Genomic DNA, 21,144 nt, shown 5'->3' on the forward strand with positions numbered 1-21,144 from the left:
CTCCTCCCGGGCAACGGAATATTCGTCGCGATGTTCACCGTGTGACCGAAGGGGCGCTCTTGCACGCCTGACGGCGGTGGCTTTAGGTGGAATCAGCGCCTTCCGAACAGGAGGAACGACATGTCGTCGAGCGGCATACCGCAGAGCGGCCCCGCCCTCACCGAGGACGAGGCCGAGGACCTGCTGCGATGTATCTGCTTCAAGACGGGCCCACCCCGCGTGGTCGGGGTGGAGGTGGAATGGCTCGTCCACGAGCTGCGTGACCCGCGGCTCCCCGTCCGCCCGCAGCGGCTGGCCTCGGCCATCGACACCGTACGGTCCCTGCCGCTGGCCTCGGCACTGACCTTCGAACCCGGCGGACAGCTGGAGCTCAGCTCGCCGCCCGCCGACTCGCTCATGGGGTGCCTCGACACCCTCTCGGCCGATCTCCGGGCGGTACGCGGCGCGCTCGCCCCGCTCGGACTCTCCCTCAGCGGTTACGGGGTCGATCCCTGGCACGCGCCGCGGGACCGGCTGCTGCGCGAGCCCCGGTACGACGCGATGGAGGCCGCGCTCGACCGTACGGGACCCGCCGGCCGGGCCATGATGTGCGACTCGGCGTCGGTGCAGATCTGTCTGGACGCCGGTCACGAGGAGCCGGGGCCGCTCGGCTACCACCGCCGCTGGCAACTGGCCCATCTGCTGGGCGCGGTGCTGGTGGCCGCGTTCGCCAACTCCGCCGTCCACGGCGGCCGCCGGACCGGCTGGCGGTCGACCCGGCAGGCGCTGTGGACCGATCTCGACCCCGCCCTGGCGCTCGCGCCGGCCCCGGACGGGGAGCCCCGCGCGGCGTGGGCGGCGCATGTGCTGGACACCCCGGTGATGTGCATACGCGGTGAGGACGCCCCGTGGGTGGTGCCGGAGGGGCTGACGTTCCGGGAGTGGCTGCGGACCGGCCGTCCCCGCCCGGCCGGTGAGGACGATCTGCGCTACCACCTGACCACGCTCTTCCCGCCCGTGCGACCGCGCGGGCATCTGGAGCTGCGGATGATCGACGCCCAGCCCGGTCCGGACGGCTGGATCGTGCCGGTGGCCGTGACCACGGCGCTCTTCGAGGACCCGGAGGCCACCGAGCTGGTCTACCGGGCGGTCAAACCCCTGGCCGAGCGGGCCGGTTCGCAGGCGGCGCCACGCAATCCGCTCTGGCTGGCCGCCGCCCGGGACGGGCTCGCCGACCCCGATCTGCACGCCGCCGCCCTGGTGGCGTTCCCCGCCGCGCTGGAGGCGCTCCCCCGGATCGGGGCCGGCCCCGCCGTGGAGCGGGCGGTGGCCGCCTTCCACGAACGGTACGTACTCCCCGGCAGCTGTCCCGCCGACGAACTCCAGGAGGTGGCGTCATGACCGTGACGACGGATCCCTCGGCCCTGCGGCGGCGGGCCCTCGACGCGCTCACCACCGCCCGGGAGCGGACCGCGCTGCTCACCTCCTGTGTCGAGGACGACGAACTCACCGCCCAGCACTCTCCGTTGATGTCCCCGCTCGTGTGGGACCTGGCGCACATCGGCAACCAGGAGGAGCAGTGGCTGTGGCGGGCCGTGGCGGGGCGTGACGCGCTGCGCCCGGAGATCGACTCGATCTACGACGCCTTCGAGCACCCGCGCGCCAGCCGCCCGTCCCTGCCCCTGCTGCCTCCGGCGGAGGCCCGGGCGTACGCCTCCGACGTCCGCGGTCGGGTCCTGGACATCCTGGCGGCCACCCCGCTGGAGGGCCGGCCGCTGATCGAGTCGGCGTTCGCCTTCGGGATGATCGCCCAGCACGAACAGCAGCACGACGAGACGATGCTGATCACCCATCAGCTGAGGAAGGGACCTCGGGCGCTGACCGCTCCCCCGCCGCCGGTCACGGACATCGGCCCGCTGGCTGCCGAAGTCCTGGTCCCCGGCGGGTCGTTCACGATGGGCACCTCGGACGAGGCGTGGGCGCTGGACAACGAGCGCCCGGCGCACACCCGGGTCGTCCCGGCGTTCTTCATCGACACCGTCCCCGTCACCAACGGCGCCTACATGGCGTTCGTCGCGGACGGCGGCTACACGGACGAGCGCTGGTGGCAGGCGGAGGGCTGGGCGCAGATCCGGCAGCACGACATCGGAGCTCCGCTGTTCTGGCGGCGCGACGGCGGGCAGTGGCTGCGCCGCCGGTTCGGTGTGACGGAGCCGGTGCCCGAGGACGAGCCGGTGGTGCATGTCAGCTGGTACGAGGCCGATGCCTACGCCCGCTGGGCCGGACGCAGGCTCCCCACCGAGGCCGAGTGGGAGAAGGCGGCCCGGCACGACCCGGCGAGCGGGCGCTCGCGCCGCTATCCGTGGGGCGATGCCGACCCCGCGCCCGTGCACGCCAATCTCGGCCAGCGGCATCTGCGTCCGGCTCCGGCCGGAAGCTATCCGGAGGGTGCTTCGCCGCTCGGCGTACGGCAGTTGATCGGGGACGTGTGGGAGTGGACGTCCAGCGACTTCCTGCCGTACCCGGGTTTCACGGCCTTCCCGTACAAGGAGTACTCGGAGGTCTTCTTCGGCCCGGCGCACAAGGTGCTGCGGGGCGGGTCGTTCGCGGTGGACCCGGTGGCCTGCCGGGGGACGTTCCGGAACTGGGACCTCCCGGTGCGCCGGCAGATCTTCTCCGGGTTCCGGACCGCACGGGACGCGGAGCTCGCCTGATGTGCCGCCATCTCGCCTTCGTCGGTGAGCCCGTGCCGCTCGGGGAGCTGCTGCTTCGGCCGCCGCACTCCCTGGAGCGGCAGGCCTGGCAGCCGCGCAGTCAGAGCAGCGGACTGGTGAACGCGGACGGCTTCGGCGTCGGCTGGTACGCCGAGGGCGATCCGGTGCCGGCCCGCTACCGCCGGGCCGCCCCCATCTGGGGAGATCTCTCCCTGGCCGATCTCGGGCGGGTGGTGCGCACGAAGGCGCTGCTCGCGGCGGTCCGGGGTGCCACCCGGCCGGGCGCGGACGGGGAGGCCGCGGCGGCCCCGTTCGCGGCGGGTCCGTGGTTGTTCAGTCACAACGGAGCGGTGGCGGGCTGGCCCGACTCGCTGACCGGCCCGGCCGCGGCCCTGACGGCCGGGGAGCTGCTCGCGATGGAGGCCCGCACGGACTCGGCGCTGGTGTGGGCTCTCGTACTGCACCGGCTGCGGGCCGGTGACGCGCCCGGGGCGGCGCTCGCCGACACCGTAAGGGAGGTCGCCGAGGCCGACCCGGAGTCCCGGCTCAACCTCCTGCTCACCGACGGCACCGCGATCACCGCGACGACCTGGGGGAACTCCCTGTGGTACCTGAGGCGTCCCGACCGCACGGTCGTGGCCTCGGAGCCGTACGACGACGATCCGCTCTGGCGCGAGGTGCCGGATCGCACTCTGCTGACCGCCACCCGCGCCGATGTCACCCTCACCTCGCTCAAGGAGCCCTCCTCGTGAGTCCGTTCCAGATGACCCGCACCCTTCCCGAGGACGCCACCGGCGCCGATCTGCGCGCCGATGTCCTGCACGGCCTGACGCGCATACCCAAGGAGCTGCCGCCGAAGTGGTTCTACGACGCGCGCGGGAGTGAACTGTTCGAGGAGATCACCCGGCTCCCGGAGTACTACCCGACCCGTGCGGAACGGGAGATCCTGATCGCCCGGGCCCATGACATCGCTGCGGCGACGGGGGCGCGGACCCTGGTGGAGCTGGGCTCCGGCTCCTCCGAGAAGACGCGGTTCCTGATCGACGCGCTCCTGCCCGAGCTGGACAGCTACGTGCCGGTGGACGTGAGCGAATCGGCGCTGACGGGTGCCGCCGAGGCGCTGCTCGCGGAGCGGCCCGGGCTCCATATCCACGCCCTGGTCGCCGATTTCACCCGTGGGCTCGCGCTGCCCGGTACGCCGGGTCCGCGGTTGGTGGCGTTCCTGGGGGGCACGATCGGCAATCTGCTGCCCGCCGAGCGCGGGGTGTTCCTGCGCTCGGTGCGGGCGATGCTGGCGCCGGGCGACGCCCTGCTGCTCGGCACGGACCTGGTGAAGGACGAGGCGACGCTGGTCGCCGCCTATGACGACGCCGCCGGGGTGACCGCGGAGTTCAACAAGAACGTGCTGGCCGTGATCGCGCGCGAGCTCGACGCGGATGTGCAGCCGGAGGACTTCGACCATGTGGCGCTGTGGGACCGCGAGCGGGAGTGGATCGAGATGCGGCTGCGGGCGCGCCACGCGCTCACGGTGAAGATTCCCGAGCTGGATCTGGTGGTGCCCTTCGAGGCGGGTGAGGAAGTACGGACGGAGGTGTCGGCGAAGTTCCGTCAGGCGGGGGTGCGTGCGGAGCTGGCGGAGGCCGGGCTCGAGCTGACCCGCTGGTGGACGGACGAGGAGGGGCGGTTCGCGCTGTCGCTGGCGACGGCCCGCTGAGCCGCCCAGGCCAGGGCGCGGCGGTCCGGATATTGGACGTTGGATATCGGATCCAGTATCCGGATCTCCGCGGTGAGTCCGCGGGCGGCCGCGATCCGCCAGAGCGAGGCGGCGAGCGGATCGTCCCCGACGAACGCGGCGGGTCCGGTCGGCCGGTACTCCAGCCGTACCGGCTGGACAGGGACGGAGGCGTCGAGGGCGGCCTGGAACGCGGCCGGCCGGAAGGCGCCCCCGCCCCGGCCGCACCAGGTCGACCCCTCCGGGAAGACGATCACCCGGCCCCCGCCCGCCAGCGCCCGCGCCATCGAGCGGACGGTGGCGGGCAGGGCCCGCAGCCGGTCACGGTCGATGAAGAGGGTGCCGCCCCGCGCCGCGACCGGCCCGAGCACCGGCCAGGTCCGGATCTCCCGCTTGGCGACCATGCGGCCGGGCAGGACGGCGGCGACGAGGGGGATGTCCAGCCACGAGATGTGGTTGGCGACGATCAGCAGGGGTCCCTCGGCGGGGACGGGGACTCCGGTGACCTTCAGCCGGACGCCGAAGGCCCGGATCACCAGCCGGCACCAGCGGCGGACGAGCGCCCGCCGGCCGGCCGCCGGCAGCAGGGCCGCCAGGGGTGCGAGCAGCACCCCGGCGAGGACGGCGGCGACGCCCGCGGCCAGCCGTGCCACGGCCCGTAGGGGCCCGGCGGCCCGACCCGTGTTCCGTGCGCAGGGGTCGGGGGCGCACGGCGAGGCCGGCAGCCAGGGCGAGACGGAGCCGGTTCCGGTCACTGCGCCGGTGCGAGGGAGAGGAAGTGGCGCAGGTAGCGGGGGTTGGTGTTGCGCAGCGACAGCAGGACGTAGAGGTCGGCCACGCCGAAGTCGGCGTCGTGGGCGGGCGCGCCGCAGACCCACGCGCCGAGCCGCAGATAGCCGCGGAGCAGCGGCGGGAGTTCGACGCGGCCCTCGGGGCGGGTGACGCCGTCGGGGGTCCAGAGCTTGTGCGGGGTGACCCAGTACTCCTCGGGGGCGAGGTGCTTGGCCTTGACGGTGTCCCAGGTGGCGGCGGCGAGGGTGCCCCCGTCGGCGAGCGGGATCGAGCAGCAGCCGGCCAGCCAGTTGTGGCCGGTGCGGGTCATGTAGCGGGCGAGCCCGGCCCAGATCAGGGCGATGACGGCGCCGTTGCGGTGGGCGGGGTGGACGCAGGAGCGGCCGACCTCGACGAGGTCGTCCCGGACGGGTGCGAGCCTGCCGAGGTCGAACTCGCTCTCGGAGTAGAGGCGTCCGGCGATCCGGGCGCGGTCGGGCGGCAGGACGCGGTACGTGCCGACGACCTCGCCGGTGGCCTCCTCGCGTACCAGCAGGTGGTCGCAGTACGCGTCGAAGGCGTCGGTGTCGAGGCCCGGCTCGGGGCCGTCGAGCCGGGCGCCCATCTCACCGGCGAAGACCTGGTGACGCAGCCGCTGCGCGGCGCGGACCTCCTCCTGGGTGCGGGCGAGAGTGACGACGTAGCGGGGCTCCTCCTCGGCGGACCGGACCGCGGACCGGGGCTGCGGCTGGGCCGGGACCCCGGCGAACGGGGCGGCCGTGACGGGGAGACCGGCGGGGACGGGGACAGCGGGGGCCGCGGCGGCTGCGGGCGACGGTGCGGGCATGTCGGGCTCCTCCGGCGTACGGAAGGGGGACGGTGAGGGCCGGACCGCGTGCGCGGTGGTCCGGCTCCCTACTTCTTCCGTGACCGGCTGGATTCGACATGACCGTTCGGGGGATCGCGGGTGTGCGGTCGCTGAATGCTATTCGGCGAGGGCTTGCGTGATCTGTTCCGAGGCCGAGCCGGCGGCCTGCTTCGGGTCGTCGCCCTGGAGGACGGCGGTCATGTACGGCTTGATCGGGTTCGACGCCTCGACGTCGGCCCATTGCGGGGAGTTGGGTGTGGCCTTGCCGCGGGCCGCGCCGACGGCCATGACGGCGGTGGCCTCCTGGCCCTCGACGACGGAGGCGAGGGAGGTCTTGTTGGGGACGTAGTTCATGGCACGGGCGAGTTCGGCCTGCCACTTCTCCCCCGCCAGGGCCTTGACGACGTCGATGGCCGCCGTCCGCTCGGGCGCGTTCTCGGGGACGATCAGATCGGAGCCGCCGGTGAAGACGGCGCACGGCTGCCCGGCCTTCTTGCCGGGTATCGGGAAGAAGCCCAGCTTGTCCTTGAGTCCCGGGTTGGCCTTGGTGATGGCGGCGACGGCGCTGGGGGTGGCGATGATCTGGGCGACATCGCCCCTGGCGAAGACCTCGGCCTGGGGCGGGGTCTGCTCGTCGGCGTCCTTCGGCCCGGAGCCGAGCGACTGCAGCTCCTTGTAGAAGTCCATGCCGCGCAGCGCGGCCGGGCTGTCCAGGGCGCCGGTCCACTCGCCGCCCTTGTCCTCGGCGAGCTCGCCGCCCTCGTCCCAGATGAACCCGGCGAGGGTGTACCAGTCCTGTCCGGCGAGGTAGATGCCCTGGGTGCCGTCGCGGTTGAGCTTCTCGGTGTCGTCGAGCCACTGGGCCCGGGTCGCGGGCGGCTTGGTGACGCCTGCCTGCGCGAAGAGGTCCTTGTGGTAGATGACGACGCGGTTGGCGGCGTACCAGGGGATGCCGTACTGGGACCCGCCGATACGGCCGGGCTCGGCGAGACCGGGCAGCCAGTCCTCGCTGCCGAGGTCGCGCACGGACTCCAGGGTGAGGTCGTAGAGCTTGTCGGTGTCCGCGTACTGGGCGACCTGGGTGTTGCCGACCTCGATGACGTCGGGCCCTCCGGTGCCGCTGATCGCCTCGGTGACCTTCTTGCCGATGCCCGTCCACTCCTGGATGGTGAACTCCAGCTCGATGCCCTCGTGCTCGGCCTCGTACGCCACGGTGAAGCGCTGGAGGAAGTCCTCGCTGACGCTGTCGCGCATCAGCCAGACGTTGACCGTGCGGTGCTGGTCGGCGTCGCCTGGCAGGAGCCCGCAGCCCGCGAGAGCGAGGGCGGTGGCGGCGGCCAGGGGACAGACGAGATGGCGGTTCTTCACGTAGGTCACCTTCTGCGTTCCATGACATGGAGTGCGGCATGGGGAGCTGACCCGTCGTGGGGGGACCGAACAGCGTGTTCGCGCGGGTATGTGGCCTGGATTCTGGTCTGGACCAATCAGTTGGTCAAGCCCTGGACGATCCGGTTCCGGGCAGGCGCGCCGGGCACGCCTGCCCATTACCCCCGGTAGGCGCGGGGCCGGTGGGGTCGGAACCGGCCGCGGCCTGTGGGCGTTACGGGACGGCCGGGACGGAGTCCTCGAAGGCCGTGCCCGCCGAGCGGTACGTCGCGACCTTGGCGGCCACCTGGGCCGGCGTCAGCACCTGGTCCTTCACGTGCAGGACGTAGTCGACCTTCTGGTCGTAGGCACGCGCGGTCGTGGAGCTCTGTCCGGCGAGATCGATCAGCCACTGGTTGAAGTTGATGGACATCGGGCGTTCGGGGAGATAGCGGGCGTCGTGCCGGCCGAACTCCTGGCCGTCGACGTAGTAGACGATCGAGCTGTCGTCGATGGTCAGGACGAGGTCGTGCCAGCCGGCGTAGCTCGCCCGGACCTCGGAGTGCTGGTTGACGGCCTCCCAGGGATCGGGCCGGTAGGTCTCCCACGAGGTCGTGTAGAGGATGTTGGCGGGCTCGCCCCAGCCGCCGTTGGGCAGGTACTCGAAGTCGTACTCGGCGTAGTCGTCCGCCATCGGCGCCTTGAGGTCGTTGATGGTGAAGAACGTCTGGACCAGGCGGTCGCCGTCCGGTCCGGAGAGCGGCGCGTCGGAGAAGCGGACCCGGGCCGCGTAGGTGCCGTTCCTGAACTTCATGGAGCGGGTGAGGATCTCGGTCTGCCGGGTGGACTCGGCGGTGCCGGCGGTCGAGGTCCTCAGGTTCATGATCGAGTTGGCGCCCTCCTTGGCGAAGGTCACGTTCTCGGGCGCCCAGGTGGCGCCGGGCACCCCCGGTCCGCCGGAGTTGGAGCGCACGCTCCACCCGTGGGCGGCGATCGCCGGGTCGGTGTGGCCGGTGTAGTCGAAGTCGTCGAAGAGCGCGGGCCCGCCGGTGGGCGGCGGTGTGGTCGGATCCGTCGGCGTCGGAGTGGGCTCGTTGCCCGCGGGGGCCGTGCCCCAGACCTGGACGCCACCGACGGTGGCGGTCACCTTGCTCCAGTTCGCGTACGTGGTCTGGCTCGGGCCGAAGGAGTAGTCGTCGTTCTGGTTCAGCGGCTGCCAGTTGGAGCGGTGGAAGCGCAACTGCATGTCGCCCGTGTCGGCGCCGGGGGCGAGGCTGCCCGCGCCGGCGGTGAAGCCGACCTCCAGATAGCGGTCGGCGGTGGCGGTGGGGTGGGCGAGGGTGCCGAAGGTGCCGGTGAGGTTGGCGCAGCCCTTCACGGCCCAGGAACAGGCGTAGGTGTACGAGGCTCCCGCGTCGGCCTTGAAGTAGTACCGCACCTTCACCTGGCTCAACGGGATGCTCGACGAACCGGTGTTGACCACCTTGAACCAGGGCTCGACCTGGTCGCTCCCGGTGGCGCTCTGCCGGTACTGGACGGTCACGGCCTCGCCGGCCGCGGCGGCGGGGAGGGGGGTCAGCGCGGTGGCACCGAGGCCGGTCACGGCGGCGACGGCCAGCGCGGCGCGTATCCGCAGGCCGGCGCCGGTCGGTCGGCCGGTGGCCGGCTGGACACTCGTCGTTCGGGTACTCATGAGGATTCCTCTCCTTGGACGGAGGTGGGGGAAAGGCGGCGCGGCACCCGGAGGGTGTCGAGCCGGGTCCGGTGGTGGTGCAGCCGGGCCTGGAAGCCGGGCCAGTCGCGGCGCCCGGTCCAGGCGGTCTCGGCCAGGGCGCAGAGGCGGGGGAAGGTCAGGTACTCGGCGTGCGCGGCGGTGGGGACGTACTCGGTCCACAGCTGGGCCTGGGTGCCGAGGACCCGCGCCGTCTCCTCGGCGCCCCAGTGGGCGGGGGCGGGATCGGTGTCGTGGACGGCGCGCAGGTCGACGACGGCACCCGGCTGGCCCGGCGGCTCGTCGGGGCTCGCCGACTGGGGGTGGTCGAGATAGGTGGAGCGGTGGGGCGCCATGACGACCTGATGGCCGCGGCGGGCGGCGGTGCGTCCGTGGGAGGTGTCCCGCCAGGGCATGACCGTGAAGTACGGGGGGAGGTCGGCGCCGGTCTCGGTCCAGCCGAGCGGCCGACGTCCCGCGTCGAGGAGATGGCGGCCGACCTGTTCCATGAACCAGCCGTGCAGGGCGTCCGGGCCGTCGAGTCCCTGCTCCGCGACGCGCCGGCGGGCGACGGATGAGGCGTGCCATTCGGTGGTGGGGCACTCCTCGCCGCCGATGTGGACGTGGGGCGAGGGGAAGACGTCGAGCACCTCGTCGAGCACCTCGCGGCAGAAGTCGAGGACCCCGTCGTGGACGCCGAGGACGGTGTCGCACACGCCCCAGCGGTCCCAGACGCCGAGGGTGCGGTCCGGGCGGTTGCCGAGTTCGGGGTATGCGGCCAGGGCTGCTCGGGCGTGACCGGGCATCTCGATCTCGGGCACGACGGTGATCCCCCGCTCGGCCGCGTGCCGGACCAGACCGGCGAGTTCGGAGCGGGTGTAGGCGCCGCCGTGCGGGAGCCCGCCGATCTCGGTGAGCCGGGGGCGGGCGGCGACCGGCATGCGCCAGCCCTGGTCGTCGGTGAGGTGGAGGTGAAGGACGTTGAGCTTGTGGAGGGCGAGGAGATCGACGTACCTCCGGAGGAAGCGGACGGGACGGAAGTGCCGGGCGACGTCGAGCATGGCTCCGCGCCAGGAGAACCGGGGTACATCGGTGATCTGTACGCAGGGCACCGACCACTCGACACCGGTGACGGGTTCGTTGAGAAGCACCTGGACGGGCAGGAGTTGACGGAGTGTCTGGACACCGGCGAGCAGGCCCCGGGGGCGGGCGGCGCGCAGCAGGACTCCCTCGGGGCCGACGGTGAGTCCGTACCCCTCGTCTCCGAGGCCGGTGAGGGCCGGGTCGAGTGCGAGGACGACGGGGCCGTCCGGGCGCTCGGGCAGCCGGAGCCCGGTGGCCGGCCGGAGGAGGGTGCGCAGCAGCTCGGCGGCGCCTCGGGCACCGGGGGCGATCTTGAGTGCGGTGGTGGCGTCGAAGGTGAACCTGCCTGGCAGGACGGTGAGTTGGGTGGGCTGCGGGACGAGCTGGGGCACGGGCATGGCGGCGCGCTATCCCTTCACGGCTCCGCCGGTCGTTCCGGCGGCGACCCGGCCCTGCAGGACCAGGAAGAGGACGAGGACGGGCAGGGCGAAGAGCGTGGACGCGGCCATGGTGGCGCCCCAGTCGGTGCCGAAGACGTTGGAGAAGGAGGAGAGCCAGACGGGCAGGGTCCGGTCGTCCTGGTTCTTGATGATGAGCATGTTGGCGAAGGCGAACTCGTTCCAGGCGGTGATGAAGCCGAAGAGCGAGGTGGCCAGCAGCCCGGGGGCGAGAAGGGGGAGGGTCACGCGGCGGAAGGCCTCGGCGCGGGTGCAGCCGTCGACCTGGGCGGCCTCTTCGAGCTCGGCGGGGACGGCGGCGAGGAAGGAGCGCAGGGTGACGATGGTGAACGGCAGAGTGATCATGAAGTAGATCAGGGTCAGCGTGGCCAGCCGGTCGAGCAGGCCGGCGTCCCGGGCGATGACGTACATCGGGATCAACAACGCCTCCCACGGCGCCACTTGAGCGATGAACACCATGAGGACGAAGGCTCGCCGGCCCCGCCAGCGCATCCGGGCGACGGCGAAGGCGGCGCCGAGCGCCACGACGAGCGCGAGCAGCACGCACCCGGCGGTGACGATCAGGCTGTTGCGCCAGAAGAGCCAGAACCCGTCCGCCTCGACGGCGTGGGCGAAGTGCTCCAGGGTGAGGGAGGTCGGCACGAGGACGGGGGTCTCGGCCTGGATGTCCGGAGTGGGTTTGAAGGCGGTGGAGACCATCCAGTACACCGGGAAGACGGCCAGGACGAAGACGGCCGTTGCGGCGGTGTTCAAGGGGAGTCGGCGCAGGGAGCGGGGTTTCACCGGTCGGCCTCCTGCCGGAGCATCTGGCGGAAGTAGGCGATCAGCACGGCGACGAGGATGAGGACCGTCAGGGTCGAGACGGCCGCGCCGAGGTCGTAGCGGTGCAGCGACTGGGCGACCCGGTACGCGTAGACCGGCAGGGTGGTCGTCGCCTCGCCGGGCCCGCCCCGGGTGACGGCCCAGATCTGGGCGAAGCAGCGGAAGACCCAGATGACTTCGAGACACAGGACCAGACCGAAGATCGGCCGCAGCAGCGGCAGGGTGATCGAGTGGAAGATCCGCCAGGCCCCGGCTCCGTCCAGGTGGGCCGACTCGTACAGCTCCTCGGGGACGGTCAGCAGGGCCGAGTGCAGGGTGATGGCGGCGAAGGGGACCGACTGCCACACCACGAGCAGCACGAGGACGGTGAAGGCGGCCGTGCCGTCGGCGAGCCAGGAGTACCCCTCGAAGGAGGTGAACCCGAGCCGTACGAGGACCCAGTTGACGATGCCGAGGCGGGAGGCGAAGAGCCACTGGAAGACGGTGGTGGTGGCGATGACCGGGCTGGCCCAGGCGAGGACGAGCCCGCTCGTGACCAGGATCCGCATCCGCCGGCCGAGCCGGCGCATCATGAGGGCGACGAGGGTGCCGATCACCATGATCAGGACGACGTTGACGAGGGTCCACCAGAAGGTGCGCCGGACAACCTCCCAGAACTCCGGGTCGGCCAGGACCGTTCGGTAGTCCGGAGGCCGACGAACGCGGCGCCGCCCCGGATCAGTTCGCCCATTCCGTAGTGCTGGAAGGAGATCAGCAGGTTGCGGACCAGAGGGTAGGCGAGGAGCAGGGCGCCGCCGAGGACGGTCGGGGCGACGAGGAGGTAGGGCCAGAGGGCCCCGCGACGCGGCCCGCTCACGAGCCGAGGGTCTTGGTGATGCTCTCCGACGCGGACTTGGCCGCCTGCGCCGGGTCGGTGCCGGTGAGCACGGCGGTCATGTACTGCTTGATCGGGTTGGTGGCCTCGACGGCGGCCCACTGGGGGGAGTTGGGCGTCGCGCGGCCCTGCGCGGCGCCTGCGGCCATGGCCGCGGTGCCCTCGTCGTCCTGGATCACACGAGCGAGCGAGGTCCGGTTGGGGACGTAACTCATCGTCCTGGCCATCTCCGTCTGCCACTTCTCGCCGGCGAGCGCCTTGACGACCTCGTACGCGGCGTCGGGATGGGCGGAGGCCTCGGGGACGATGAGGTCGGAGCCGCCGGTGAAGACCGCGCCGGGCTTGTCCGCCGCCTTGCCGGGGATCGGGAAGAAGCCGAGCTTGCCCTTGAGCGCCGGATTGGCCTGTTCGACGATCTTCGCGCCGCCGGGTACGGCGATGATCTGGGCGACGTCGCCCTTGGCGAAGACATCGGCCTGCGGCGGCTTGGCCTCGTCGGAGTCCTTGGGGCCCTTGCCGAGAGCCTGGAGCCGCCGGTAGAACTCCATGCCCGCCAGGGCCTGCGGGGTGTCGAGCACGCCCTTCCACTCCTTGCCGGCCAGCACGGCGAGGTCGCCGCCGTCCTCCCAGATGAAGCCCGACAGGGTGTACCAGTTCTGTCCGGGCAGGTAAATGCCCTGTGTCGTGCCCTTGTTGAGCTTGGCGGTGACGGTGAGCCACTCGGCGCGGGTCTTCGGCGGGGCGCTGATGCCGGCCCGGGCGAAGAGCTCCTTGTGGTAGATGACGACACGGTTGGCGGCATACCAGGGGATGCCGTACTGCTTCCCGTCGATCTTTCCCGGCTCGGCGAGTCCGGGCAGCCAGTCGGCCCCGTTCAGCTCGGCGACCTTGGCGCTGAGGTCGCGGACGCCGCCGCTCGCCGCGTACTGGGCGACCTGGGTGTTGCCGACCTCGATGACATCCGGGGCGTCGTTGCTGGCCAGGGCCGCGGTGACCTTCTCGCCGATGCCGTCCCACTCCTGGATCTGGATGTCGAGGGTGACGCCCTTGCGGGTCGCCTCGAAGTCGGTGCGGAAGCGGGTGAGGAAGTCGTCCGTGACGCTGTCCTTCATGATCCAGACGGTGACCTTCCCGGCTCCGCCTGCGGTCGCGGGGTCGTCGGTCGTGCCGCAGGCGGTGGCGCACAGGGCCAGCGTCGCCATGAGGGCGACGGGGCCGGCGAGGGAGCGGATGTTCACGGGCACCTCGAAGGATGATTGACCAATTGGTCAAGTGGTCAGAAGCGTGACCAGAAGGTGGCATGGACCAATGGAGCCGTCAACCCCTTGAAAAATATGCGTCGTTCACTCACCGACGACCTCTCGATGGCCAGGACTCTGGTTAGGATGAGCCTTACCAGTTGACCAGCCAGGGAGAACGCATGAAGGACGGCCCCTCGGGCGGGGTGCTGAAGAGGGAGCGTGTACGGGAACATCTGCTGGGCCTGATCGAGGCGGGCCGACCCGGCGAACCGATCCCCTCCGAGCGCACCCTGTGCGCCACGCTCGGCGTCTCACGCCCCACCCTGCGCGCAGCTGTCGACGAGTTGGTGGCCACGGGCGTGCTGGTACGGGAGCACGGACGCGGCATGTTCGTCGCACCGGCCAAGATCACCCAGCAACTCGCCCCGGACGACGCGGCCTTCACCGTTCCGCGCGCCTCCGGCAGCTGGTCCAGCACGGTGCTGGAGTCCGCCACGCTCCGGGCCGGGGCGCGGATCGGCCGCAAGCTCCGCGTCTCCCCCGCCGCCGAGCTGCTCTACATCGCCCGCCTCCGCCTGGTCGACGGCTCCCCCATGGCGATCGAGCACCTCCACATCCCGGCGGACCTGGTCCCCGCCGCGCTCACCGCGCAGGAACTGGAGGCCGGCGACCTCTACGACCACCTCAGGGACCACCACCGCGTCCACGTCCGGGAGGCCACGCAGTCGATCGAGCCCACCGTCGTGAGCGAGGCGGAGGCCGCCCTCCTGGACGTCCCCGTCCTCTCCCCCGCCCTGCTGATCGAGCGCCTCACCCTCGACACCTCGGGCCGACCGGTGGAGTACGTCCACTCGGTGTACCGCGGCGACCGCTACCGGATCGTCTCCCGGCTGGACTTCACCCGCGACGGCGTCGTGACCTCGTCGACGGCCGGGGATGCATACTGACCGCCGGACGACAGGCCGGGGAGGGCACACGATGGAGCTCAAGCGGGAGCGGGTACGAGAACATCTGCTGACCGTGATCGACGGGCGCCGTCCCGGGGACGCCATCCCCTCCGAGCGCACCCTGTGCGCCACGCTCGGCGTCTCACGCCCCACCCTGCGCGCCGCCGTGGACGAGTTGGTGGCCACGGGCGTGCTGGTACGGGAGCACGGACGCGGCATGTTCGTCGCACCGGCCAAGATCACCCAGGAGCTCGTCGCCGAGGACCACGCGGCGGGCGCGCCCCGGAGCCGCGGCAGCTGGACGAGCACGGTGCTGGAGTTCCGTACCGTACGGGCGGGCGCCCGGATCGGGCGGAAGCTGAGGGTCTCCCCCGCGGCGGAGCTGGTGTACGTGGCGCGGCTGCGGCACGTCGACGGGGCTCCGATCGCCCTTGAGCATCTGCACGTCCCCGCCGAACTGGTCCCCGGCCTGACACCCGCCGACATGGAGGGCGGCTTCTACGCCCTTCTGCGCGAGAAGTGCCGCATCAGGACGGCCCACGCGGTCCAGTCGATCGAGCCGACCGTCCTGAGTGAGGAGGAGGCCGCGCTGCTCGACGTCCCCGTGCTCTCCCCCGCCCTGCTCTTCGACCGGATCACCTCGGACACGGCCGGCCGGCCGGTGGAGTACGTCCGCTCGCTGTACCGGGGCGACCGCTACCGGATCGTCTCCCGGCTCGCCCTCGCCGACGGCGCCGCCGATCACCCGGCGCCCGACGTGTCGCGGACCGGGGCGTGGTGGGGCACGGTGGAGTAACCCGAAGGAGAGGAGTTCGGCCCTCATGTCGAACCACACCTACCGCGTCACCGAGATCGTCGGCACCTCCACGGAGAGCGTGGACCAGGCCATTCGCAACGGCATCGAGCGGGCCTCGCAGAAGCTCCGCGGCCTCGACTGGTTCGAGGTGACGCAGGTGCGCGGGCACCTCGTCGACGGGGGGATCGGGCACTTCCAGGTCGGTCTGAAGGTCGGCTTCCGGCTGGAGGACGGCGACTGACCCGGTCGGGTCAGGTCCGGCCCTCCTTCTCCTGCGCGTCCTCGAGGGCCTCGGACGCCACGGCCCAGCGGGCGCGGACGACCCGGAAGCCGGCCTGTTCGGCCGCGTCGCAGACCAGCTCGTCGTCGTCGACCAGCATCCGGATCTCGCGGTCGCGGCCGAGCCGGCGCAGGACCTCCAGCTTGGTGTGGCGGGCGGGGCGGAAGTCGCTGTTGCGCCGCATGTGGATCCGGCCCTCCGGCAGTCCCTGCGCGGTGAGCCACGCGACGGTGTCCCGGCGGCAGCGCTCGGGGCGCCCGGTGAGGTAGACGATCTCGCACTCCTCCGCAGCTTGCCGGCACAGCGCGACCCCCCGCGCGAGCGGCGGATCCTCGGGCGCCGCGGCGAAGAAGGCTGCCCAGTCGCGCGGGCGCCGCTCCAGGAAGCGCTGGCGGTGGGCGGTACCGGCGAGGGTGTTGTCGAGGTCGAAGACGGCTATGGGCCTGGCGTGTCGCATCACCCGGACAGACTAGGGAATCCTCGGCGCTCCCCTGCGTTGAACCCTGCGTGACCCCTTCGCTCGACGGCATCCGCTTCTCCGTCCTCGACCGCTCCCGGACCCGGGAGGGTGAGGACGGCTCCGCCGCGCTGCGCGCCACCGTCGACCTCGCACGCGAGGTGGAGGCGCTCGGGTACCACCGCTTCTGGGTCTCGGAGCACCACAGCGTGCCCGGCGTGGCCGGCTCCGCGCCCGCCGTGCTGGCCGCCGCCGTCGCCGCCGCCACGTCCTCCATCAGGGTCGGCACCGGCGGGGTGATGCTTCCCAACCACCAGCCGATGGTCGTCGCCGAGCAGTTCGGCGTCCTCGAGTCGCTGTTCCCCGGCCGGATCGACATGGGGCTCGGCCGCTCGGTCGGCTTCACCGACGGGATCCGCCGGGCGCTCGGCCGGGACAAGGACGACGCCGAGCGGTTCGGGGAACAGCTGACCGAGCTGCTCGGCTGGTTCACGGGCACCCAGACCGCCCACCCGCAGGTGCACGCCCGCCCGGCCGAGGGCCTGCGCGTACCGCCGTACGTCCTCGCGACCGGCGAAGGCGCCTCGATCGCCGCCGCGGCCGGCCTCCCGCTGGTCATCGGGGATCTGCGGGGCCGGGAGCGGATGCTGCGCGCGATCGACGCCTATCGGTCCGCCTTCCGCCCCTCCCCCTGGTCCGAGGAGCCGTACGTCGTGGTCGCGGGCACGGTGGCCGTGGCCGGCACCGAGGAGGAGGCCCGGCGCCTGCTGATCCCGGAGGCGTGGTCGCTCGCGTACTCGCGCACCCAGGGTGTCTTCCCGCCGCTCCTGCCCGTCGAGCGGATCGAGGGGCTCGCGATGACGGAGAAGCAGCGGGGATTCTACGAGTCGGGGCTGACGGGGCATGTGTACGGCACGGAGGAACAGGTCGGTGACGCACTGGAGCGGGTGGTGAAGGAGAGCGGGGCGCAGGAGGTGCTGGTGACGACCAGTACGTACGATCGCGACGCGCTGCGCGACTCCTACCGCGGGCTCGCCCATGTCGCGGGCCTGGGCACGGGCCTGACCAGGGCAAACGCCTAGTATCGAGGAATGCCCGAGACCTCCCGCGACCACCGTCACGATCCGTACGTCCGCGTCCGCGGCGCCCGCGAGCACAACCTCACCGGGGTCGATGTCGACATTCCGCGCGACGCGATCGCCGTCTTCACCGGGGTGTCCGGCTCCGGCAAGTCCTCGCTCGCCTTCGGGACGATCTACGCGGAGGCCCAGCGCCGCTACTTCGAGTCGGTCGCGCCCTACGCGCGGCGGCTGATCCACCAGGTGGGCGCGCCGAAGGTCGGCGAGATCACCGGCCTGCCGCCGGCAGTCTCCCTCGAACAACGCCGCTCGTCGCCGAACGCCCGCTCGTCGGTCGGCACGGTCACCACCCTGTCGAACTCGCTGCGCATGCTGTTCTCCCGCGCGGGCTCGTATCCGGACGGGGCCGCGCGGCTGGACTCCGACGCGTTCTCGCCGAACACCGCCGCCGGTGCCTGCCCCGCGTGCCAGGGACTCGGCCGCGTCCACGACACCAGTGAGGAACTGCTCGTCCCCGACCCGGACTTGTCGATCCGGGACGGGGCGATCGCCGCCTGGCCGGGTGCCTGGCAGGGCAAGAACCTCCGCGACGTCCTGGACACCCTCGGTCACGACGTCGACCGGCCGTGGCGGGAGCTGGACCCGAAGGACCGGGAGTGGATCCTCTTCACGGACGAGCAGCCGGTCGTGACGGTCCATCCGGTACGGGAGGCGAGGCGCATCCAACGCCCTTACCAGGGCACGTACATGAGCGCCCGACGCTATGTGATGCACACCTTCTCCGACTCCAGGAGCGCGACGCTGCGCGCGAAGGCCGAGCGGTTCCTGACCAGCGCGCCGTGTCAGGTGTGCGGCGGCAGCAGGCTGCGCCCCGAGGCCCTCGCCGTGACCTTCGCGGGGCATACGATCGCCGCGCTGGCAGCCCTGCCGCTCACGGCACTGGCGGGGATTCTCACGGCGCACGACGGCTCGGAGACGGCGCGGGTCCTGACCGAGGATCTCCTCGCGCGGATCGGCACGGTCACCGAACTCGGCCTCGGCTATCTGAGTCTGGACCGCACCACCCCGTCCCTGTCCAACGGGGAACTCCAACGGCTGCGTCTCGCCACCCAGTTGCGCTCCGGCCTGTTCGGCGTCGTGTACGTCCTCGACGAGCCGTCCGCGGGACTGCACCCGGCCGACACCGAGGCGCTCCTGGTGGTCCTGGACCGGCTCAAGGCGGCCGGGAACTCGGTGTTCGTGGTCGAGCACCACCTCGACGTGGTGCGCCACGCCGACTGGATCGTGGACGTCGGCCCCCGCGCGGGGGTGCACGGGGGCCGGGTCCTGCACAGCGGCCCGCCGCACGAGCTGGCCGGTGTCGAGGAGTCCGCGACCCGCCGTTTCCTCTTCGACCGGGCCCCGGAGCCCGAGCGGGAGGTGCGCGAGCCGGCGGGCTGGCTGCGGACGGGCCCGATCACCCGGCACAACTTGAAGGATCTCGACGCGGCCTTCCCGATGGGGGTCCTCACGGCGGTGACCGGAGTCTCGGGGTCGGGCAAGTCGACCCTCGTAGGAGAACTCTCCGCAGAACTGTCGGGCGTGGAACGGTTGGTGACGGTCGATCAGAAGCCGATCGGGCGGACTCCCCGCTCCAACCTGGCCACGTACACGGGCCTTTTCGACGTCGTACGCAAGCTGTTCACGGCCACCGAGGAGGCTCGTGCCCGTGGGTACAAGGCCGGGCGGTTCTCGTTCAACGTGCCCGGTGGCCGCTGCGAGACCTGCCAGGGCGAGGGGTTCGTCTCGGTCGAGCTGCTCTTCCTGCCGAGCACGTACGCGCCCTGTCCGGACTGCCGCGGGGCCCGCTACAACCCGGAGACCCTGGAGGTCCGGCTGCGCGGGCTCACCATCGCGGAGGTGCTCGACCTGACGGTGGAGTCGGCCGCCGAGTTCTTCGCCGACACCCCTGCCGCCGCGCGCAGCCTGCGCACCCTGCTCGACGTCGGCCTCGGCTATCTCCGGCTGGGGCAGCCGGCCACCGAGCTCTCCGGCGGCGAGGCCCAGCGCATCAAACTCGCCTCCGAGCTGCAGCGGCTGCGCCGCGGCCACACGCTGTACGTGCTGGACGAGCCGACGACCGGCCTCCACCCGGCCGACGTCGAGGTCCTGATGCGCCAGCTCCACGGCCTGGTCGACGCCGGGCACTCGGTGATCGTCGTCGAACACGACATGGACGTGGTCGCGACGGCGGACTGGGTGCTCGACCTCGGGCCCGGCGGCGGTGAGGAAGGCGGCCGGATCGTCGCCGAGGGGCCGCCCGCCGAGGTGGCACGGGCGGCGTCGAGCCGGACGGCGCCGTATCTCGCGGCCCGGCTCGACGCCTGAACACACCTCGGTCGGCGCCTACTTGGGCTCGACGAACTGCACCTCCAGGTTCACCTTGATCACGTCGCCGAGGAAGCCGGGGGCGAAGTCGAGCCCGAAGTCGCTGCGCCGGAACTCGCCGGTGGCGTCGAAGCCCGCATGCCTGCTGCCGTCCACGGGCACGTCCACGACCCCGCCGAACTCGACGTCGAAGGTGATCGGGCGGGTGACGTCCCCGATGGTGAGCTCGCCGTCCAGGCTCCAGTCCTCGCCCGCACCGCTGATCCGGGTCGAGCGGAACGTCATCGTCGGGCGCTTCTCGACGTCGAGCAGGTCCGCCGAGCGCACATGCGCGTCCCGGTCCGCGTTGCCGGTGTCGATCGAGGCGAGCCCGACGGTCGCGGTGATGGAGGAGTCCTCGAGGCTCTCGCCGACGACGAGCTCGGCCTGCAGGTCGTTGAAGCGGCCGCGCACCTTGGAGATCCCGAGGTGACGGACCGTGAAGCCGACGGCGGAGTGCAGCGGGTCGAAGGCCCAGCGCCCGGAGGTCAGCGGGAGTGCGGTCGTGCTGCTCTGCGTACCGGTGGTGCTCTGCGATCCGGTGGTGCTCTGCGATTCAGTGGTCATGGCTCCACGCTGGCGCCTCGCCGCGCCGCGAGGAAGGCCGGGCGGAGGCTGGTAGTGACAGGGCCACCCTCGGCAGCCCCGGCGCTCGTACGATCGTGGGATGAGCGACAACGAACTGGGGGCGTTCCTGCGTGCCCGCCGTGAGGCCATGGCACCCGCGGAGGTCGGTCTGCCGGCCGGCGCGCGGCGGCGCACGCCGGGCCTGCGCCGGGCCGAGTTGGCGATGCTCGCGGGGATCAGCGTCGAGTACCTGGCCCGGCTGGAGCAGGGCCGGGACCGCAATCCCTCGGCTCAGGTGCTCGGCGCGCTCAGCGACGCGCTGCGGCTGCCGCTCGACGCCCGGGTGCACATGAGGCGCCTGATGAAGTCCCAGGACGGCCGGCACATGTGCGGGGTGGCGCCGACCCCGGCGCGCGAGGTGCGGCCGACGGTGCGCGCGCTGCTCGACCGGCTCGGTGCCACGCCTGCCGCGGTGACGAACATGCTGGGCGAGATCGTCGCGTACTCCGAGGGCTATGCGCGGCTCGCGGGGCCCGTGGGGCTGCTCGACGGCAGCCCGCCGAGCCTGCTCCGCTACGTCTTCACCGATCCGCGGGCCCGAGCGGTGTACCCGGACTGGGACCGGATCGCCGACCAGCAGGTGGCGGCGCTGTACTTCGGCGTCACCGGCTCCGACCCCTACATGGCCGAACTGGCCAGGGAGTTGACGATCACGGCGGGGGCGGCGTTCGCGGACCGGCTCGCCGCCGCGGGCGTACTGCGGGCGCGCTCGGGTGTGGAACGCCTGGTGCATCCCGAGGCGGGAGAGCTGCGCCTGGCGTACGAGGTACTCGAACTGGCCGAGACCGACGGGCAGAACATGGTCGTGCAGCTGCCCGCCGACGAGGCGTCCTCCGTGGCCCTGGACCGGCTCGTCGGCCGCCGCCCGGGCACCCTGCGCGCGGTCGGCGGCTGACCGGCATCTCCCCGGCACCCTGCGCGCGGACCGGCATCT

The 21,144-nt window shown here is 72.1% G+C and carries 19 protein-coding genes and 1 pseudogene; 10 read left to right on the forward strand and 10 right to left on the reverse strand.

Going from position 1 to position 21,144, the window contains the following annotated elements; genetic code table 11:
• Window positions 1–120 precede the first annotated feature (120 nt).
• From egtA to egtD, 4 genes are read left to right on the forward strand one after another with little or no spacing between them, the layout of a single operon-like run.
• Window positions 121–1,380, forward strand: a complete 1,260-nt coding sequence (gene egtA / locus ABZ939_RS12950; protein WP_361852711.1) for an ergothioneine biosynthesis glutamate--cysteine ligase EgtA — start codon at window positions 121–123, stop codon at window positions 1,378–1,380.
• Window positions 1,377–2,693 (forward strand): ergothioneine biosynthesis protein EgtB, encoded by a 1,317-nt coding sequence (gene egtB / locus ABZ939_RS12955; RefSeq protein ID WP_361852714.1) that lies wholly within the window; start codon window positions 1,377–1,379, stop codon window positions 2,691–2,693. Before egtA ends, egtB begins: the two co-directional genes overlap by 4 nt.
• The gene (gene egtC / locus ABZ939_RS12960) at window positions 2,693–3,445 is read left to right on the forward strand and encodes an ergothioneine biosynthesis protein EgtC (protein WP_361852717.1); all 753 of its coding nucleotides are present in this window, start codon (window positions 2,693–2,695) and stop codon (window positions 3,443–3,445) included. Before egtB ends, egtC begins: the two co-directional genes overlap by 1 nt.
• Window positions 3,442–4,407 carry an L-histidine N(alpha)-methyltransferase gene (gene egtD / locus ABZ939_RS12965; protein ID WP_361852720.1) on the forward strand — a complete coding sequence of 322 codons (966 nt, stop codon included), beginning with the start codon at window positions 3,442–3,444 and terminating at the stop codon, window positions 4,405–4,407. The genes egtC and egtD overlap by 4 nt, the downstream gene beginning before the upstream one ends.
• On the opposite strand, the gene ABZ939_RS12970 is transcribed toward egtD, so the two are convergent.
• From ABZ939_RS12970 to ABZ939_RS13005, 8 genes and pseudogenes are all read right to left on the reverse strand, one after another.
• The gene (locus tag ABZ939_RS12970) at window positions 4,302–5,180 is read right to left on the reverse strand and encodes a lysophospholipid acyltransferase family protein (protein ID WP_361852723.1); all 879 of its coding nucleotides are present in this window, start codon (window positions 5,178–5,180) and stop codon (window positions 4,302–4,304) included. The two genes, egtD and ABZ939_RS12970, sit on opposite strands and share 106 nt — an antisense overlap.
• Window positions 5,177–6,043, reverse strand: a complete 867-nt coding sequence (locus ABZ939_RS12975; RefSeq protein ID WP_361852726.1) for a GNAT family N-acyltransferase — start codon at window positions 6,041–6,043, stop codon at window positions 5,177–5,179. Before ABZ939_RS12975 ends, ABZ939_RS12970 begins: the two co-directional genes overlap by 4 nt.
• A gap of 138 nt (window positions 6,044–6,181) precedes the next feature.
• Complete coding sequence (locus tag ABZ939_RS12980; RefSeq protein ID WP_361852729.1) at window positions 6,182–7,432, reverse strand: extracellular solute-binding protein; 1,251 nt, start codon at window positions 7,430–7,432, stop codon at window positions 6,182–6,184.
• Window positions 7,433–7,664: 232 nt separating this feature from the next.
• Entirely contained in the window at window positions 7,665–9,122 is a 1,458-nt protein-coding gene (locus ABZ939_RS12985; RefSeq protein ID WP_361852731.1) for a cellulose binding domain-containing protein, read from the reverse strand.
• Window positions 9,119–10,621, reverse strand: coding sequence for a beta-N-acetylhexosaminidase (locus ABZ939_RS12990; RefSeq protein ID WP_361852734.1), 1,503 nt, complete (start codon window positions 10,619–10,621; stop codon window positions 9,119–9,121). Before ABZ939_RS12990 ends, ABZ939_RS12985 begins: the two co-directional genes overlap by 4 nt.
• 9 nt (window positions 10,622–10,630) lie before the next feature.
• Window positions 10,631–11,464 (reverse strand): carbohydrate ABC transporter permease, encoded by an 834-nt coding sequence (locus tag ABZ939_RS12995; RefSeq protein ID WP_361852737.1) that lies wholly within the window; start codon window positions 11,462–11,464, stop codon window positions 10,631–10,633.
• Window positions 11,461–12,359 (reverse strand): annotated as a pseudogene (locus tag ABZ939_RS13000) (sugar ABC transporter permease). The gene ABZ939_RS12995 and the pseudogene ABZ939_RS13000 overlap by 4 nt, the downstream one beginning before the upstream one ends.
• Entirely contained in the window at window positions 12,356–13,615 is a 1,260-nt protein-coding gene (locus ABZ939_RS13005; protein WP_361852740.1) for an extracellular solute-binding protein, read from the reverse strand. The pseudogene ABZ939_RS13000 and the gene ABZ939_RS13005 overlap by 4 nt, the downstream one beginning before the upstream one ends.
• A gap of 182 nt (window positions 13,616–13,797) precedes the next feature.
• Between ABZ939_RS13005 and ABZ939_RS13010 the strand changes: the two genes are divergently transcribed.
• The 3 genes from ABZ939_RS13010 to ABZ939_RS13020 are packed head-to-tail and all read left to right on the forward strand — an operon-like array spanning window position 13,798 to window position 15,602.
• On the forward strand, window positions 13,798–14,565 hold the full coding sequence (locus tag ABZ939_RS13010; RefSeq protein WP_361852743.1) for a GntR family transcriptional regulator: 768 nt from the start codon (window positions 13,798–13,800) through the stop codon (window positions 14,563–14,565).
• 31 nt (window positions 14,566–14,596) lie between these two features.
• Window positions 14,597–15,361, forward strand: coding sequence for a GntR family transcriptional regulator (locus ABZ939_RS13015; protein ID WP_361852746.1), 765 nt, complete (start codon window positions 14,597–14,599; stop codon window positions 15,359–15,361).
• Window positions 15,362–15,386: 25 nt separating this feature from the next.
• On the forward strand, window positions 15,387–15,602 hold the full coding sequence (locus ABZ939_RS13020) for a dodecin (protein ID WP_361852749.1): 216 nt from the start codon (window positions 15,387–15,389) through the stop codon (window positions 15,600–15,602).
• 10 nt (window positions 15,603–15,612) lie between these two features.
• On the opposite strand, the gene ABZ939_RS13025 is transcribed toward ABZ939_RS13020, so the two are convergent.
• On the reverse strand, window positions 15,613–16,098 hold the full coding sequence (locus ABZ939_RS13025; RefSeq protein ID WP_361852751.1) for a hypothetical protein: 486 nt from the start codon (window positions 16,096–16,098) through the stop codon (window positions 15,613–15,615).
• Window positions 16,099–16,148: 50 nt separating this feature from the next.
• On the opposite strand from ABZ939_RS13025, the gene ABZ939_RS13030 reads away from it, so the two are divergent.
• Both ABZ939_RS13030 and ABZ939_RS13035 read left to right on the forward strand, forming a co-directional pair.
• Entirely contained in the window at window positions 16,149–17,180 is a 1,032-nt protein-coding gene (locus tag ABZ939_RS13030) for an MsnO8 family LLM class oxidoreductase (protein WP_361852754.1), read from the forward strand.
• A 9-nt stretch (window positions 17,181–17,189) separates the two neighbouring features.
• Window positions 17,190–19,544, forward strand: a complete 2,355-nt coding sequence (locus ABZ939_RS13035) for an excinuclease ABC subunit UvrA (RefSeq protein WP_361852757.1) — start codon at window positions 17,190–17,192, stop codon at window positions 19,542–19,544.
• 18 nt (window positions 19,545–19,562) lie between these two features.
• On the opposite strand, the gene ABZ939_RS13040 is transcribed toward ABZ939_RS13035, so the two are convergent.
• Window positions 19,563–20,150, reverse strand: coding sequence for a YceI family protein (locus tag ABZ939_RS13040; protein ID WP_361852760.1), 588 nt, complete (start codon window positions 20,148–20,150; stop codon window positions 19,563–19,565).
• 100 nt (window positions 20,151–20,250) lie between these two features.
• Between ABZ939_RS13040 and ABZ939_RS13045 the strand changes: the two genes are divergently transcribed.
• Entirely contained in the window at window positions 20,251–21,105 is an 855-nt protein-coding gene (locus ABZ939_RS13045) for a helix-turn-helix domain-containing protein (protein ID WP_361852763.1), read from the forward strand.
• Window positions 21,106–21,144 lie beyond the last annotated feature (39 nt).

Origin of the sequence: Streptomyces sp. NPDC046712 (assembly GCF_040645695.1) — a bacterium.
In the GTDB taxonomy this organism is placed as follows: domain Bacteria; phylum Actinomycetota; class Actinomycetes; order Streptomycetales; family Streptomycetaceae; genus Streptomyces.